The sequence below is a fragment of the Zoogloea sp. genome (genome assembly GCF_028693495.1).
Classification (GTDB): domain Bacteria; phylum Pseudomonadota; class Gammaproteobacteria; order Burkholderiales; family Rhodocyclaceae; genus Zoogloea.
This window is the reverse complement of the sequence record NZ_JAQUVG010000083.1, coordinates 1-16178: the sequence shown is the minus strand read 5'-3', so window position 1 is coordinate 16178 and position 16178 is coordinate 1. Positions and strand designations below refer to the sequence as shown.

At 63.3% G+C, this 16178-nt stretch carries 16 protein-coding genes and 1 tRNA gene; 14 read left to right on the top strand and 3 right to left on the bottom strand.

Annotation, left to right across the window (positions count from 1 at the left end; genetic code table 11):
* The first annotated feature begins 275 nt into the window (after window positions 1–275).
* From leuS to PHD22_RS13005, 8 genes are all read left to right on the top strand, one after another.
* On the top strand, window positions 276–2912 hold the full coding sequence (leuS, locus tag PHD22_RS13040) for a leucine--tRNA ligase (RefSeq protein WP_299867536.1): 2637 nt from the start codon (window positions 276–278) through the stop codon (window positions 2910–2912).
* Between the two features lie 15 nt (window positions 2913–2927).
* A complete protein-coding gene (locus tag PHD22_RS13035) occupies window positions 2928–3137 on the top strand; it encodes a hypothetical protein (protein WP_299867534.1) in 210 nt (69 codons plus the stop codon).
* Window positions 3134–3664 (top strand): LPS assembly lipoprotein LptE, encoded by a 531-nt coding sequence (lptE, locus tag PHD22_RS13030; RefSeq protein ID WP_299867533.1) that lies wholly within the window; start codon window positions 3134–3136, stop codon window positions 3662–3664. The genes PHD22_RS13035 and lptE overlap by 4 nt, the downstream gene beginning before the upstream one ends.
* Window positions 3661–4692, top strand: a complete 1032-nt coding sequence (holA, locus tag PHD22_RS13025; RefSeq protein ID WP_299867531.1) for a DNA polymerase III subunit delta — start codon at window positions 3661–3663, stop codon at window positions 4690–4692. Before lptE ends, holA begins: the two co-directional genes overlap by 4 nt.
* A 30-nt stretch (window positions 4693–4722) precedes the next feature.
* Complete coding sequence (locus PHD22_RS13020; protein WP_299867529.1) at window positions 4723–6000, top strand: glutamate-5-semialdehyde dehydrogenase; 1278 nt, start codon at window positions 4723–4725, stop codon at window positions 5998–6000.
* Between the two features lie 117 nt (window positions 6001–6117).
* Window positions 6118–6831, top strand: a complete 714-nt coding sequence (locus tag PHD22_RS13015) for a methylated-DNA--[protein]-cysteine S-methyltransferase (RefSeq protein WP_366520736.1) — start codon at window positions 6118–6120, stop codon at window positions 6829–6831.
* A gap of 95 nt (window positions 6832–6926) precedes the next feature.
* Window positions 6927–7418 carry a Cys-tRNA(Pro) deacylase gene (gene ybaK / locus PHD22_RS13010; protein ID WP_299867523.1) on the top strand — a complete coding sequence of 164 codons (492 nt, stop codon included), beginning with the start codon at window positions 6927–6929 and terminating at the stop codon, window positions 7416–7418.
* Between the two features lie 184 nt (window positions 7419–7602).
* A complete protein-coding gene (locus PHD22_RS13005; protein WP_299867520.1) occupies window positions 7603–7995 on the top strand; it encodes an H-NS histone family protein in 393 nt (130 codons plus the stop codon).
* Window positions 7996–8127: 132 nt separating this feature from the next.
* Here PHD22_RS13005 and PHD22_RS13000 read toward each other — a convergent pair whose 3' ends face one another.
* A complete protein-coding gene (locus PHD22_RS13000) occupies window positions 8128–8523 on the bottom strand; it encodes a dihydroneopterin aldolase (RefSeq protein ID WP_299867517.1) in 396 nt (131 codons plus the stop codon).
* Window positions 8524–8575: 52 nt separating this feature from the next.
* Between PHD22_RS13000 and plsY the strand changes: the two genes are divergently transcribed.
* A complete protein-coding gene (plsY, locus tag PHD22_RS12995) occupies window positions 8576–9181 on the top strand; it encodes a glycerol-3-phosphate 1-O-acyltransferase PlsY (RefSeq protein WP_299867514.1) in 606 nt (201 codons plus the stop codon).
* 9 nt (window positions 9182–9190) lie between these two features.
* Here plsY and tsaD read toward each other — a convergent pair whose 3' ends face one another.
* Complete coding sequence (gene tsaD, locus PHD22_RS12990; RefSeq protein ID WP_299867511.1) at window positions 9191–10225, bottom strand: tRNA (adenosine(37)-N6)-threonylcarbamoyltransferase complex transferase subunit TsaD; 1035 nt, start codon at window positions 10223–10225, stop codon at window positions 9191–9193.
* A gap of 134 nt (window positions 10226–10359) precedes the next feature.
* Here tsaD and rpsU point away from each other — a divergent pair, with 134 nt between their 5' ends.
* The 5 genes from rpsU to PHD22_RS12965 all read left to right on the top strand — a co-directional run bounded on the left by rpsU (window position 10360) and on the right by PHD22_RS12965 (window position 15378).
* Window positions 10360–10572, top strand: a complete 213-nt coding sequence (gene rpsU / locus PHD22_RS12985) for a 30S ribosomal protein S21 (protein ID WP_079432811.1) — start codon at window positions 10360–10362, stop codon at window positions 10570–10572.
* A gap of 190 nt (window positions 10573–10762) precedes the next feature.
* Entirely contained in the window at window positions 10763–11209 is a 447-nt protein-coding gene (locus tag PHD22_RS12980) for a GatB/YqeY domain-containing protein (RefSeq protein WP_299867506.1), read from the top strand.
* Window positions 11210–11249: 40 nt separating this feature from the next.
* On the top strand, window positions 11250–13100 hold the full coding sequence (gene dnaG, locus PHD22_RS12975) for a DNA primase (RefSeq protein ID WP_299867503.1): 1851 nt from the start codon (window positions 11250–11252) through the stop codon (window positions 13098–13100).
* Between the two features lie 62 nt (window positions 13101–13162).
* The gene (gene rpoD / locus PHD22_RS12970; protein ID WP_299867500.1) at window positions 13163–15124 is read left to right on the top strand and encodes an RNA polymerase sigma factor RpoD; all 1962 of its coding nucleotides are present in this window, start codon (window positions 13163–13165) and stop codon (window positions 15122–15124) included.
* Window positions 15125–15299: 175 nt separating this feature from the next.
* A tRNA-Ile gene (locus tag PHD22_RS12965) sits at window positions 15300–15378 on the top strand.
* Window positions 15379–15866: 488 nt separating this feature from the next.
* Here the strand turns inward: PHD22_RS12965 and PHD22_RS12960 are convergent.
* Complete coding sequence (locus PHD22_RS12960; protein WP_299867497.1) at window positions 15867–16040, bottom strand: hypothetical protein; 174 nt, start codon at window positions 16038–16040, stop codon at window positions 15867–15869.
* Window positions 16041–16178 lie beyond the last annotated feature (138 nt).

Here is a 16178-nt window from a genome sequence, read left to right as displayed (position 1 = left end):
CTCTTCCGATCTGGGATCGACAGGGAAATATCCCGCAGAATCGTCCGCTCCCCATAGGCAAAACGCACGTTCTCGAGACGAACAAGGGGTTCGGACATGGGGAAATGGTGCATTGCGGGGCCCGATTGTAGCAGAGGGTTTATGACCTGACATCGCACCAGATCCGTGCGCAGACCGAAATCTTCCGTCACATCAATGTCTTGAGGAGGCCCAAGCAGGCTTCGCGCCGGGCGTTTATAATGCGCGGTTTCGTTCCAATCGCACCCGCCACGGCCATGCAGGACAAACAACAGTACAAACCCGCCGACATTGAGCGCGCCGCCCAGCAGCACTGGGACGCTACCCACGCCTTCCGCGTCACCGCCGACGCGTCCAGGCCCAAGTACTACTGCCTGTCCATGTTCCCCTACCCCTCGGGCAAGCTGCACATGGGGCACGTGCGCAACTACACCATCGGCGACGTGCTGTCCCGCTTCCACAAGATGAAGGGTTTCAACGTCCTGCAGCCCATGGGCTGGGACGCCTTCGGCCTGCCCGCCGAAAACGCCGCGATCAAGAACCAGGTGCCGCCGGCCAAGTGGACCTACGACAACATCGCCTACATGAAGCAGCAGCTCAAGTCGCTGGGCTTTGCCATCGACTGGAGCCGCGAGCTGGCCACCTGCACCCCCGAGTACTACAAGTGGAACCAGTGGATCTTCCTGCGCATGCTCGAAAAAGGCATCGCCGAGCGCAAGACCCAGGTGGTGAACTGGGACCCGGTGGACCAGACCGTGCTGGCCAACGAGCAGGTCATCGACGGCCGCGGCTGGCGCACCGGCGCGGTGGTCGAGAAGCGCGAGATCCCCGGCTACTACCTCAAGATCACCGATTACGCCGACGAGCTGCTGGGCGACCTGGATGAACTCACCGGCTGGCCCGAGCGGGTCAAGCTGATGCAGGCCAACTGGATCGGCAAGAGCACCGGCGTGCGCTTCGCCTTCAAGCACGACATCGCCGATCCCGATAACGGCGGCAGCCTGATCAACGACGGCAAGCTGTGGGTGTTCACCACCCGCGCCGACACCATCATGGGCGTCACCTTCTGCGCCGTGGCCGCCGAACACCCGCTGGCCCTCCACGCCGCCCGCTCCAACCCCGAACTCGCCGCCTTCATCGAGAAGTGCAAGCATGGCTCGGTGATGGAAGCCGACATGGCGACCATGGAAAAGGAAGGCCTGCCCACCGGCCTGTTCGTCACCCACCCCCTCACCGGCAAGCAGGTCGAGGTGTGGGTCGGCAACTACGTGCTGATGAACTACGGCGACGGCGCCGTGATGGGCGTCCCGGCCCACGACGAACGTGACTTCGCGTTTGCCAAGAAATACGCGCTGCCGATCGAGCAGGTCATTGCCCTGGGCGACAAGCCCTACAGCCTGGACGCCTGGCAGGAGTGGTACGGCAGCAAGGACGGCGTCTGCGTCAATTCCGGCAAATACGACGGGCTCGGCTATGACGCCGCTGTGGACGCCATCGCCGCCGATCTGGCCGCCCAGGGCATCGGCGAGAAGAAGGTGCAATGGCGCCTGCGCGACTGGGGCATCTCCCGCCAGCGCTACTGGGGCTGCCCGATCCCCATCATCCACTGCGACAGCTGCGGCTCGGTGCCGGTGCCCGACGATCAGCTCCCGGTGGTGCTGCCCGAAGACTGCGTGCCCGACGGCTCCGGCAACCCGCTGCACAAGCGTGAGGACTTCCTCAACGTGGCCTGCCCGTGCTGCGGCAAGCCGGCGCGGCGCGAGACCGACACCATGGACACCTTTGTGGATTCGTCCTGGTACTACGCCCGCTACGCCACCACCTTCGGCGCCGACAAGATGGTGGACGACGAGACCAACTACTGGATGACCGTGGATCAGTACATCGGCGGCATCGAGCACGCCATCCTGCACCTGCTGTACTCCCGCTTCTGGACCAAGGTGATGCGTGACCTGGGCCTCGTCACCTACCGCGAGCCCTTCGCCCACCTGCTGACCCAGGGCATGGTGCTGAACAACGCCTTCTTCCACAAACCCGAGGGCGGCGGCAAAAACTACTTCTGGGAGAGCGAGCTCGACGTCCAGAAGGACGCCAAGGGCCAGATCACCGGCGCCACCCTCAAGAAGGACGGCACGGTGCTCGAGCACGAGCTCACCACCATGTCCAAGTCCAAGAACAACGGGGTGGACCCGCAGTCACTCATCGAGCAGTACGGCGCCGACACCGCCCGCTTCTTCATGATGTTCGCCGCGCCCCCCGAGCAGACCCTCGAGTGGTCCGACGCCGGCGTCGAAGGCGCCTATCGCTTCCTGCGCCGGGTGTGGAGCTTCGGCCATCTGTTCGCCAGCGAGATCCGCAGCCAGATCGGCGCCCAGCGCCAGCTCCCCGGTGCCAAGCTGCCGGACGACCTGGCCGCCTTCCGCCGCGAGATCCACCTGCTCCTCAAGCAGGCCAACTACGACCTGGGCAAGCAGCAGTTCAACACCGTGGCCTCGGCCACCATGAAGATGCTCAACGCCCTCGAGAAGGCACCGCGCCAGGGCGCCCTGGCGGCCGAGACCATCGAGGAGTGCTTCGGCATCCTGCTGCGTGTGCTCTCGCCCCTCACCCCGCACATCAGCCACGCCCTGTGGCTGGATCTGGGCTACGGCGAGGACATCCTCAAGGCCGCCTGGCCCGAGCCCCTCGACGCTGCGCTGGTCCAGGACGAAGTCGAACTGATGCTGCAGGTCAATGGCAAGCTGCGGGGTGCCGTCCGGGTAGCCGCCGATGCCCCCAGGGACCTCATCGAGGCCGCCGCCCTGGCCCATGAAGCGACGATCAAATTCCTGGAAGGCCGTTCCCCCAAAAAAGTGGTGGTGGTCCCGGGCAGGCTGGTCAACATCGTGGGCTGATCCGGAGCTCTCTCCATGCGCAGCCTCTTTATCCTGTCCGCCCTGGCCGTTCTGGGCGGCTGCATCCCCCACCGGACGGAACACAACCTGTACGAAGGACTCCGCCAGGAGGGGGTCCGCCGGCAGCATGAACCCGGGCGCGACCTTCAGCGTGACCCCCCGCCCCCCCGCCACGAGGCCTACGAGAAGGAACGCGAGCGCCTGCAGAAGGACACTGCCCGATGAAAACCCACCCTCCCCTCGCCCGCCGCCGGGTTCTGGCCTTGCTCGGCACCCTGCCCCTGCTGGCAGCCGGCTGTGGCTTCAAGCTGCGCGGCCCGCGCCCGATGCCCTTCGGCTCAATCCACCTGGGCATGAATGAATACTCCGAGCTGGCGGCCGCCATCCGGCGCCAGATCCGTGCCAACGGCGACACCCGGGTGGTGGACGACCGGGATGAGGCTGAAGTACGCCTGGAGGTCCTGACGGACGCCCGGGAAAAGGTCATCCTGGCCCTCAACACCCAGGGCCGGGTCAGGGAATACCAGCTGCGTCAGCGCTTCACCTTCCGGCTGGTAGACAAGGGGGGTCAGGTCATCATGCCCGCCAACGAAATCCTCCTGAGTCGCGATCTGGCCTTTGACGACTCCCAGATTCTCGCCAAGGAACAGGAGGAAATCCTGCTCTACCGGGACATGCAGGGGGACCTGGTGCAACAGCTGATCCGTCGCCTGTCCTCGGCGAAGATGCCCGAGACCCAGCCCAAACCGTGATCCTCCGTCCCGAGCAGCTCGCCGCCCAGCTCGACCGCCCCCTCGGCCCCTTGTACACCCTCCACGGCAACGAACCCCTGCTGGTCCTGGAGGCAGGCGATGCCATTCGCGCCGCAGCCCGCAAGCAGGGCTACGTGGAGCGGGAGGTGCTAGTGGCTGGGCAGGGATTCAAATGGGTCGAACTACGCTCCGCTGCGGGCAACCTTTCCCTGTTCGGCGCCAGCAAGCTGGTGGACCTGCGCATTCCCAATGGCAAGCCGGGGCGTGAAGGCGGCGAGGCGCTGCAGCGCCATGTCCGCCATCTGGAGGACGGGGTCGTCACCCTGATCACTCTGCCCGAACTGGACTGGACGGTCCGCAAGGCCGGCTGGTTCACCGCGCTGGCGGAGGCTGGCGTGATGGTCGAACTCAACGCCCCCGAGCGGGACCGCCTGCCCGAGTGGATTTCCCGCCGCCTGGCGGCCCAGCAGCAGAAGGCTGCACCCGAAGCCCTGGCGTTCATTGCCGATCATGTGGAGGGCAACCTGCTGGCCGCCCACCAGGAGATCATGAAACTGGGGCTGCTCCATCCTCCGGGAGAGCTGAGCCTGCAAGCCGTGCGGGAAGCCGTTCTCAACGTGGCCCGCTACGATGTGGACAAGCTGCGGATGGCCATGCTGGAGGGCGACATGGCACGCTGCGCGCGCCTCCTCGAGGGCCTGAAAGGTGAAGGAGAGGCACCGCTGCTGGTCCTGTGGACCCTGTCCAACGAGATCCGCAGTCTGGCCAGCCTGCGCCAGGGACTGGACGAGGGCCAGGCCCTCCCGGGCCTCCTGAAGAGTCAGCGGGTTTTTGAAGAACGCCGCAAACAGGCCATCCAGCGCGCGCTGCCGCATCTGGGAGGAGCCGCCTTGCGCACGGCCGTCTTGCATGCGGCACGGATTGACCGGATGATCAAGGGCCTGACGCCCGGCGATGTGTGGGACGAGTTTCTCCAGCTGTGCCTGCGCCTGTGCCGCAGACAGAACGCCACCGCGCCCCGTCGCTGAGCCCTGCAACCGATTCGAGACCAAGACCAGATGGACATCAAGACCTACATGCAGAGCGTTGGCCGTGAAGCCCGCGCCGCCTCCCGGTCCGTGGCTGCAGCCACCACCGACGCCAAAAACACCGCCCTGCTGGCCATGGCTGCCGAGATCCGCACCCACAAGGCTGCCCTCGTTGCAGCCAACCAGCGCGACCTTGAGGAGGCCCGCAGCAACGGACTCGAACCGGCGATGATCGATCGCCTGACCCTGTCCGAAAAGGGGATCGAAGCAATGGCCCTCGGCCTGGAACAGATCGCTGCCCTCCCCGATCCGGTCGGCGAAATCACCGACATGAAGCGTCGCCCCTCCGGGATTTCAGTAGGCAAGATGCGGGTCCCCCTGGGAGTCATCGGCATCATCTACGAAGCCCGCCCGAACGTCACCGCCGATGCCGCAGCCCTCTGCCTCAAGTCCGGCAATGCCGCCATCCTGCGCGGCGGCAAGGAAGCCCTGCATTCCAACCAGGCCATCGCCGCCTGTGTGCGTACCGGCCTTGCCGCCGCCGGCCTGCCGGAAACCGCCATCCAGGTCATCGAGACCTCCGACCGGGCCGCCGTGGGGGAACTGATCACCATGCCCCAGTTCGTGGACGTGATCGTCCCCCGGGGGGGCAAGGGCCTGATCGAGCGCATCTCCCGCGAGGCCCGGGTACCCGTCATCAAGCACCTGGACGGCAACTGCCATGTGTATGTGGATGAGTACGCGGACCCGGCCAAGGCCCTGGCGATCGTGGACAACGCCAAGACCCAGCGCTACGGGACCTGCAACACCACGGAATCCCTGCTGGTGGACCAGGCCATCGCCAGGACCCAGCTCCCCGCCATTGGCACCCTTCTGGCCGGCAAGGGCGTTGAGTTGCGTGCCTGCCCGGCTGCATTGGCGATCCTGCGGGAAGCCGGCATTCCGGAAGCCCAGCTCAAGGCGGCAGTAGACTCCGACTGGAGCGAGGAATTTCTCGCCCCGATCATCGCCGTCAAGGTGGTGGCAGGCCTGGATGAAGCCATCGAGCACATCAACACCTGCTCTTCCCAGCACACCGAATCCATCGTCAGCGAACACTACACCCGCGCCATGCGCTTCCTGCGGGAAGTAGACTCCGCCTCGGTAATGATCAACGCCTCCACCCGCTTTGCGGACGGCTTCGAGTACGGTCTGGGTGCCGAGATCGGCATCTCCACCGACAAGATCCACGCCCGCGGCCCCGTGGGCCTGGAGGGGCTGACCAGCCAGAAATGGATCGTCTTCGGCGAAGGGCACGTACGGAGCTGATCGTCGGGAGCCTGCCGGGCCTGGCAACACGGTCAGGCAGGCTCCCGAAAGCCTGAGAAAAAGAATCACGGCGAAACCACGCCCGCAACCTCAGGCAGACCCTGCCCATCCTCAGGAATGCTCCGGGCGCCCCCGATTCAACTCGCAGGCATGCCACACACCGGAATCCTGGTTTTCTGCTGGCAGAGCACAGAAAAGCAGGACCATTCGCGGCACGCAGTGCCGCCGGGCCAGGGCAGACAACACGGCCTTGATCCAGTGCCACGGCCGGCGCAGAATCCGTCCATGCATCCCCTCTCCAGCCACTCTCTCCATTCAACAGGACGCAGCCCGGTCTATTCAGCGGTAATCCCTGCGCCATTCGGCAGACTGGGCATCCTGATTGCAGGAACACATATTCAGGAAATTGTCTTCCTGCCGCCGGAATACCCCCTGCACCCGCCGTCCTGCCTGCTTTCAACCCAGGCGGCCCTTCAGCTTGAATCCTATTGGCGGAATCCGGACCATCCTTTCCTGTTACCCCTGAAGCCCTCCGGAACCCCCTTTCGACGCCGGGTATGGGCTGCCATTGCAGCGATTCCACGGGGACAGACCCGCACCTATGGGGCTCTTGCACAGCAACTGGGTTCCGGCGCCCGGGCAGTGGGACAAGCCTGCGGCGACAACCCCTTCCCCATTGCCATTCCCTGTCACCGGGTTATTTCCTCCCGGGGCCCGGGCGGTTTTGCTCATGAGAGCTCAGGCTTTCTGATGGAGGCCAAACGCTGGTTATTGCACCACGAAATAAGCGCGGCCTGTGCCCTCACCCCAAGCGCCCACGTCACACCATGAACAGCCGCCCGAAAAGCAGCGCAGCCCGCCAATTCTCCCTGCCCCTGTCATCCCGGGGCAGGCCAATGACTTCATTTGAATAAGGCCAGCAGATCATGTCACGCGCCGACACGCACGCACCGGAAACTCCCGCCACCCGTTTCCTGCGCCAGCACAAGATGCCTTTTTCCGTTCACCTTTATACCTATGAAGAGCGTGGCGGCACCAAGGTGTCATCCCGGGAACTCAATGTATCTGAGCATGCGGTCATCAAAACACTGGTAATGGAAGACGAAGACCGCCATCCATTGATTGTGCTGATGCATGGCGATCGCAAGGTATCCACCAAGGAACTGGCTCGCCAGGCTGGGCGAAAGCACATTAACCCTTGCGATCCGGCCGTGGCCCAGCGCCACACCGGCTATCTGGTGGGCGGCACATCCCCCTTCGGCACGCGCAAGCAGATGCCCGTGTTCATGGAAAAAAGCATCCTCGACCTGCCCCTCGTTTATATCAACGGGGGAAAAAGGGGATTTCTCGTCGGCGTTCATCCCCACGATATCCTGCACATACTTCAACCCGCCACGGTGAATGCGGCCCTTGAATGAAGGCAGAAATAAAACACCTTTCCCCCCACCCATCATTGATGGCAGAATGGGGCTAATAAGAAACTCCCTTGACTGCAAACCTATGCGCATGCATCCGGGAATTGCCGGCACAATGTCAAAGGATTGACTCCACACCTGACAACACCGACTGGCTCCACCGGGTCATTCACAGGAAGAAAACACCATGGATATCTCCTCCCTTTCTCTTACCGAATTGCGCCGTCTGCAAAGCAAAGTCGAGACCGAAATTCGCCGTCGCTCGGACACCGCCAAAAAGGATCTCCTCAAGCGGATGCAGAAACTGGCCGCGGAGCACGGACTGAGCCTGACGGAAGTGCTGGGCCAGGAGGCCACCGACAAGCCGGCCGCCCCAGTGGTCCCGAAAAAAGCCGCCAAACCGGTCAAGAAGGCGGCCAAACCCGCCTCGGTCATCAAGTACCACCACCCGGAAGACCCGGCCAAAGGCTGGACGGGCCACGGCCGCAAGCCCCAATGGGTCATCGACTGGCTGGCCCAGGGCAAGGCGCTCGATGAATTGCGCGCCGATGCAACTCCGGCGGCAGTCACCTCCATCTGATTGCACAACGGCGCACGCTCCCGGTCAGGCACTGGGCAGGCGTGCCCAGCGGCCGACATCAGCCAGAGGCCCAACGCCAGCAAGGTCGAGCCTGAATTGCCGGGCCCTGGGACCCGGCAAGGCTAGTCTGCTTCAATGGGGCAGGCCGGCTGTCGGCGCATGATCTGGTGGCGCAACACCATCCCTGCCCCGCTGAATGAATACCCCGACCCGGCGCACATCCTTCATCACGCCAATTTTCGCAATCCCCAGCTTGACCCAGGGTGCATCAAATTCATCAAAAAGCAATTTCACGATGAACTCCCCCAGGGTTTCAATCAAATTGAACTGATGGCTGGCCAATTCCTCCCGGATACGCTGGATCACCCGGGCGTAGTCGATCGTGTCAGCAATATCGTCATGCTCTGCTGCCGCATCGGGAACGCCGAAAGTCAGATTCAACTCCAGCGTCTGCTCGGTCACCCGCTCCCGCGGATAAATCCCCACCCGGGACTTGACCCGGAGTGCCTCAATAAAAATAAAATCCATCGTCTGTCCCAACTAAAATTGCGGCTATTCCAGTCCGCCTCTTCTCAATAACATGCAACTCGCGCTTCTGCTCCTGGCCGCCTATCTGCTTGGCTCTGTCCCCTTTGCTGTTGTCGTCAGCCGCCTGTTCGGGATGGCAGACCCACGCACGTATGGGTCTGGCAACCCGGGGGCCACCAATGTCCTGCGCAGCGGCAACAAACTCGCCGCAATCCTGACCCTGCTGGGCGATGCCCTCAAGGGGTGGCTCGCGGTTTATCTTGCAGCCAGCCTGGCTCCCGGGCTCGGCCCCGCAGCCGTTCCCGCTGCCGGCCTGGCAGCCTTCCTGGGGCATCTGTACCCCCTCTTCCTGGGCTTCAAGGGGGGCAAGGGGGTCGCCACCGCCGCCGGAGTGCTGCTTGGCGCCAGCGGCTGGGTCGGACTGGCAGTCCTGACCACCTGGCTGGCAGTCGCCTTCGGCACCCGCTACTCCTCGCTGGCAGCCCTGGGCGCATCCCTGGCGGCACCGGGTATCGCGTTCCTGCTAGACCTGTCTCCCCTGTGGATCCTGTCCATCACGGTCATGTCCCTGCTGCTGCTATGGCGCCACAAGGACAACATCAAGCGCCTGATGAGCGGCCAGGAAAGCCGCATCGGCAGCAAGAAAAAGGCTGGCTGAACTGCGTACTCAGGGTGCCTCTCGGGGCACGGCAATCTCCTGAAGGCTCCAGCGTGGCCGAACGGCAAACTCGCCATTGCCCTGCGCCCCCCTTTCACCCGCCTTGAACCGGAGAGCACCGGCAAAGGCAATCATCGCCCCGTTATCGGTACATAGCTCAAGCTCGGGGTAAAACACCCGAGCCTTCCGTTTTGCCGCAGCAGCATCGAGCGCCGAACGCAGGGCCAGGTTGGCCCCGACACCACCGGCCACCACCAACTGCCTGAGCCCTGTGTGCCGCAGGGCGGCCATGCTCTTGGCCACCAGCACCTCCACAGCCGCAGCCTGAAACTCGGCAGCCAGATCCGCCTTGTCCGCTTCGCAGAAGCCCGGCGCAGAAGCAGCGGTCAGAACCGCGGTCTTGAGGCCGCTGAAACTGAAGTCAAAGTCCTTGCTGTGGAGCATCGGTCGCGGCAACTTGAAACGCCCCGACACACCCTCCTGAGCCAGTCTTGCCAGCACAGGCCCTCCGGGGTAGCCCAGGCCGAGCAGCTTGGCGGTCTTGTCGAAGGCCTCGCCGGCCGCATCGTCCACCGTCTCCCCCAACAGGGCGTAGTCGCCAACTCCGGACACCCGCATCAGCTGGGTGTGTCCTCCCGACACCAGCAGAGCCACGAAAGGAAACTCCGGCGGCGTCGCCGACAGCAGGGGGGACAGCAGATGCCCCTCAAGGTGGTGCACTGGCAGGGCCGGCTTGCCCAGCGCCAGCGCCAGCGCCTCCGCCACACCCGCGCCCACCAGCAGGGCGCCAGCCAGCCCCGGGCCTGCCGTGTAGGCAATCCCATCGATATCGGCAAAGCTCAGCCCGGTCTCCTCCAGTACTTCCCGCAGCAACACAGGCAAACGGCGGATGTGATCGCGCGACGCCAGTTCCGGCACCACTCCGCCATACACCGCATGAAGGTCGATCTGCGAATGCAGGCGATGCCCCAGCAGGCCCTGCACGGTGTCGTAGACGGCAACGCCGGTTTCGTCGCAGGAAGATTCGATGCCCAATACGCGCATGGCCGCCCATCCAAGGGTAAAGCGCGGATTTTACCTGTCAGCGGCCAACAAAGCGAAAAGTAGACTTGGTAGACCCGATTGAGTTAGTTATACTCTTCGTTTTTCCGTCCAAGAATTTTCGAGGAAGCCACGTAATGCCGGGTATTCGCGTCAAAGAAAACGAGCCGTTTGAGGTTGCCATCCGCCGCTTCAAGCGCACCATTGAAAAAGTGGGCCTGCTGCCCGAACTCCGCTCCCGCGAGTTTTACGAAAAGCCCACCGCCGAGCGCAAGCGCAAGCTCGCTGCCGCGGTGAAGCGCCATCACAAGCGCCTCCGCAGCCAGACCCTGCCCCCGAAGATGTACTAAGCAACACCCGAGTACACGCTTCCCGATCGCCACGCGAAACGCGCTTCTGCGCGGGCGCGTGGCGTTTGTGCATTTCCGCGGAGCACGCAGAAAACCCTTTTCCTCCGGACTGAAGGCCCTGATCAGGCATCCTTCTGCGCTCCGCCTTCAGAGCCCCACCCTACCCCCCCTTTGCCAGGAGAACTCCGCCATGTCCCTGAAGGTTCGTATCAATGAAGACATGAAGGCCGCCATGCGCGCCCGGGAAAGCGCCAGGCTTTCTGCCCTGCGCCTGCTACTGGCTGCAATCAAGCAAAGGGAAGTGGACGAACGGATTGAGCTCGATGATGCCGCGATCGTTGCCGTGGTGGACAAGATGCTCAAGCAGCGCCGGGACTCTGTCACCCAGTATGAAGGCGCCCAGCGCTTTGACCTGGCCAACGCAGAACGCTTTGAAATCGAGATTCTGAATGCCTACAAGCCGCAAGGCCTGAGCACCGAGCAGATTGCCTCCCTTGTGGATGAAGCCATCAGCACCACCGGCGCCACCCGCGCCGCCGACATGGGCAAACTGATGGCCGTCCTCAAGCCCCAGCTTGCTGGCAAGGCAGACATGGCCGAAGTCTCCAGACTGGTTAAAGCCCGCCTGACCAGCTAGGATGCCTTGAAGGCGGGCCCTGGCGCACCGTCCTGACACCATGATTCCGCAGTCCTTCATCCAGGACCTTCTCGCTCGCATCGACATCGTCGAAGTCATCGAACGCCACCTTCCGCTCAAGAAAGGGGGCGCGAACTACTTCGCCTGCTGCCCCTTCCATGGCGAGAAATCAGCCTCCTTCTCGGTCAGCCCCACCAAGCAGTTCTACCACTGCTTTGGCTGTGGCGTGCATGGCAGCGCCATCAGCTTCCTGATGGAGTACAGCGGCCTCGGTTTTGTGGATGCAGTAAAGGAACTGGCTGCGCTGGTGGGCATGGAAGTCCCCCAGGACGACAGCACCACGCCCCGCGACCGCAGTCACGAACAATCCCTGACCGAAGTAATGGCACAGGCAGCCCGCTTCTACAAAGAGCATCTCAAGCGCAGCCGCCCGGCCATCGACTATCTCAAGGGGCGCGGCCTGACCGGCGAAATTGCCGCCCGCTACGGCCTGGGCTATGCCCCCGAAGGCTGGCACGCCCTGCAGGCAGCCTTTCCCGACTACACCGCCAGCCAGTTGCTGGAATGCGGCCTGGTCCTCGAGAACGAGCAGAATCGCCGCTACGACCGCTTCCGCGACCGGATCATGTTTCCGATCCAGGATCAGCGCGGTAACGTCATCGGCTTTGGTGGTCGCGTCCTGGGCAAGGGCGAGCCCAAATACCTGAATTCCCCCGAGACCCCCATCTTCGAGAAAGGGCGGGAACTCTATGGCCTGGTCCAGGCCCGCCAGGCCATCCGCGAGCACGAATCGGTCCTGGTCGTCGAAGGCTACATGGACGTGGTCGGCCTGGCCCAGTTCGGCGTCGGCAATGCGGTGGCCACCCTCGGCACCGCGGCCACGCCCCATCACATCCAGAAGCTGCTACGCCTGACAGACCGGGTCGTGTTCTGTTTTGACGGAGATGCAGCCGGCCGCCGGGCTGCGGGACGTGCGCTGGAGGTGAGCCTGGAGCACCTGGCCGACAACAAGACCCTGAGCTTCCTGTTTCTGCCTGAAGAGCACGACCCGGACAGTTTTGTCCGGGCCGAAGGCCCGGAAGCCTTCCGGAGTGCGATGAGCCGGGCCCTGCCTCTGGCCGAGTTTCTGCTGGCCGAACTGAAGAAGGATATCGACACCGGAACCGCGGAAGGCTGCGCCAGGCTCGTCCACGAGGCCAAGCCTCTGGTCACCCGGATTGGCGCCCCCCTTCTGCGCCTGCAGGTCATCAAGATGCTGGCCGAGACCGCCGGCTTCACCCAGGCGGAAGTGGAGCGTGCCTTCGGAATCGAACCCAGCCGCCCACCACGCCTTCCCTCCGACGACGACAACCCACGACGCGGTGGTTTCCGGAAGGACTTTGGCGACCGCCCCTTCGGCAGTCGACGGAGCCGGGGCAACGACTTTCCCCGCATACCGCCACGACAAGCGCCCCAGTCCCCCGCCGAAGCCCTGCTCAAGGTGGTCGTTCAGCATCCCGTCTGGGCAGCCCGCCTGCCCATCGACCTGCTGCCCGATGACACCCCCGAGGGACGCGCCCTGATCGCCATCACCGATGCCATGAGCGTCGGCGACCTGCCCACCCACGGGATTGGAGCCCTGCTGGAGCACTACCGGGACACCCCCCACGCCCCACTGCTGGCGCGGGTTGCCGGCCAGCTGGCCGACACCCCTTTTGACGATGGCACGCTCGAACTCCTGTTCAACGACACCCTCAACAAGCTGGAAGCGGACGCAATCAGCCGGAACATCGATCGCCTGACCGCCCGAGAGCGGGAACACGGACTGGATCCGGCCGAGCGTCGCCAACTCGCCGAACTGCTGCTGCACAAGCAGCAGCTCAAGAATCGCCCCAAAGCATCGGATTCATAATATAATTTTCGGTTTCGTGCGCTTCGGGCGCCGAAACAGTCGACGACACATCGAGGACCGCCATGACCACGGAAAAGCCCAAACAACCGCGCAAGACGCCCGCCAAGCCGCGAGCAGCGAAGGTCAAGGACAAACTCGCCCCGATGATCGCCGAGGCCCCCTCGGCGGAAGAGGCTGAAGTTCGCCGCACCCGGCTCAAGACCCTGATCGCCCTCGGCAAGGAACGGGGCTACCTGACCTACGCCGAAATCAACGACCACCTGCCCGACGATCTGGTGGACGCTGAACAGATCGAGTCCATCATCACCACCTTCAACGACATGGGCATCCAGGTGTTCGACGTGGCCCCCGCCGCCGAAGACCTCCTCATGTCGGAAGTCGCCCCCACCGTGGTGGACGACGAACAGGCCGAAGCCGAAGCCGAACAGACCCTCTCCGCCGTCGACTCCGAGTTCGGCCGCACCACAGACCCAGTGCGCATGTACATGCGCGAAATGGGCACCGTGGAACTCCTCACCCGCGAAGGCGAAATCGAAATCGCCAAACGCATCGAGGAGGGCCTGAAACACATGATTCAGGCCATTTCGGCATGCCCCACCACCATCGCCGACATTCTCGACTGCGCCGACAAGATCGGCAGGGATGAGATGCGCATCGATGAACTGATCGATGGGCTGATCGATCCGAACGCAGTCGAAGAGATCGAAGAGCTCGCAGAAAGTGACGATCTGGATGTGGATGACGCGGAAGAAGAAGACGAGGACGATGCTGACGCTGCCGGCGGTGGTGCCCAGTCCGCTTCACTGATCAAGCTCAAGACAGAAGCCCTGGAGCGTTTTGCAACCCTGCGCGATCTTTACGAGAAGATGGCCGCAGTCCTGCAAAAAAAGGGGTATCAGGACAAGACCTACCTCAAGTTTCAGGAGCAGGTCTCCAATGAACTGATGAACATCCGCTTCACCGCGCGCACCACCGAGCGCCTGTGTGACGCGGTACGGCACATGGTTGATCAGGCCCGTGGCCACGAGCGCAAGATCCTCAACCTGTGTGTGGAAAAGGCCGGCATGCCCCGCCCCCACTTCATCAAGAGCTTCCCCGGACATGAAACCGACCTGGACTGGCTCAAGAACGAGATTTCGGCTGGCCCCAAGAACACGGCCGTGCTGATGCGCATGCAACCTGCCGTGCTCGAAGAACAGCAGAAGCTGATCGCCCTGGAAGAGCGCATCGGCATTCCGCTCAAGGAACTCAAGGACATCAACAAACAGATGTCCACCGGCGAAGCCAAGGCCCGCCGCGCCAAGCGCGAGATGACCGAGGCCAACCTGCGCCTCGTGATCTCCATCGCCAAAAAGTACACCAATCGCGGCCTGCAGTTCCTCGATCTGATCCAGGAAGGGAACATCGGCCTGATGAAGGCGGTGGACAAGTTCGAATACCGCCGCGGCTACAAATTCTCCACTTACGCCACGTGGTGGATCCGTCAGGCCATCACCCGCTCGATCGCCGACCAGGCCCGCACCATCCGCATCCCGGTGCACATGATCGAGACGATCAACAAGATGAACCGGATCTCCCGCCAGATCCTGCAGGAGACCGGCAACGAGCCCGATCCCGCCACCCTGGCCGAGAAGATGGAAATGCCCGAGGAGAAGATCCGCAAGATCCTTAAGATCTCCAAGGAACCCATCTCCATGGAAACCCCCATCGGCGACGACGACGACTCCCACCTGGGTGACTTCATCGAGGACAACGCCACCCTGGCCCCGGCCGAAGCCGCGCTGTACTCCAGCCTGCGCGACGCCACCAAGGAAGTCCTCGACTCCCTCACCCCGAGGGAAGCCAAGGTCCTGCGCATGCGCTTCGGCATCGAGATGAACACCGACCACACCCTGGAAGAAGTCGGCAAGCAGTTCGACGTCACCCGCGAGCGCATCCGCCAGATCGAAGCCAAGGCCCTGCGCAAGCTGCGCCACCCGAGCCGCTCCGAACGCCTGCGCAGCTTCCTGGACAACGAGTCATAAACTTTACTGTCGGGCCTGTTGCCGGGCCCGCCCCTTTTTTCGGGCCCATAGCTCAGCTGGCTAGAGCAAATGACCCATAATAGGCAGTTCAGAACGAGTTTCATGCGGCAAACACAAGCGCTTACACTGCGCCATGCAAAGCCGAGCAAGCACTAGTGCAAGCAGTCAGTTTTAAGGGCCTCTAGCTCATGCCTGGTTAGAGCAGCGGACTCATAATCCGTTGGTGCTGGGTTCGACTCCCAGGGGGCCCACCAGTTACATCAAGCACTTACGCCAATCCTTCGGGGTTGGCGTTTTGCTTTCAAGCGGTCGTGTAAGCGCTATGTAAGCGCCAGCGCAAAGCACGCGGACGGCAGGCGAAGAAAAACCGCCTCGGGGGGCGGGTCGGTGTTGTCGTCCCCGAATCAGGGGCGGGCTAAGCCGGTCAGCCCGGCATGGCTTGCCGTCAAGCAGGCTGCGGGGTGTCCTCAGAAATGGGGAGACCCCTTTTCCTCAGCCTGAGGCGGCATGGCTCAAAACTGAGCACCCCCCCACGGTACCGGCCTTGCGTCCCGGTTTCGACGTAATCAAAAGGTCCCGAAACCCGCGCCAGCAGCGGGATTCAGGCGATTTCAGAGGGTGCCTTTGACGCCTGCCGTTTTGATTTTCGTTTGAAATTGAGGAAAAGTCTCTCGATGAGATACCGGTCGGTTTCGAGGGCCGATTCCCCCCAGAGATTTACCCCCCCCTCCCCCGCCCTGCCTCAGCCCGGCGGCTTGCCGACAATGCGCAACATGGGAACCTTGCACGGTGCATCTGGCGGTGTGCCGTCTCGCCAGGAAACCAGCTCCACGCAATCCAGCAGGCCGGTCACAGGTTGCAGGTGTCGGCAGCCCAGGCAGTGCTGGCGCTCCGGGTGCAGTGCTGGCGGCTTCATCGCCAAGCCTCCCAGGTCGTGCAACTCGCCCCTCCATCGTCCGGCAGGCGTCGCAGCGGGTGCCCAGCGGTGTAGGCCGGCGGCAGATCGTCCCGCCCGCCGCAATGCCCATCCGACAGGCCGGGGCGCTTCAGGTGT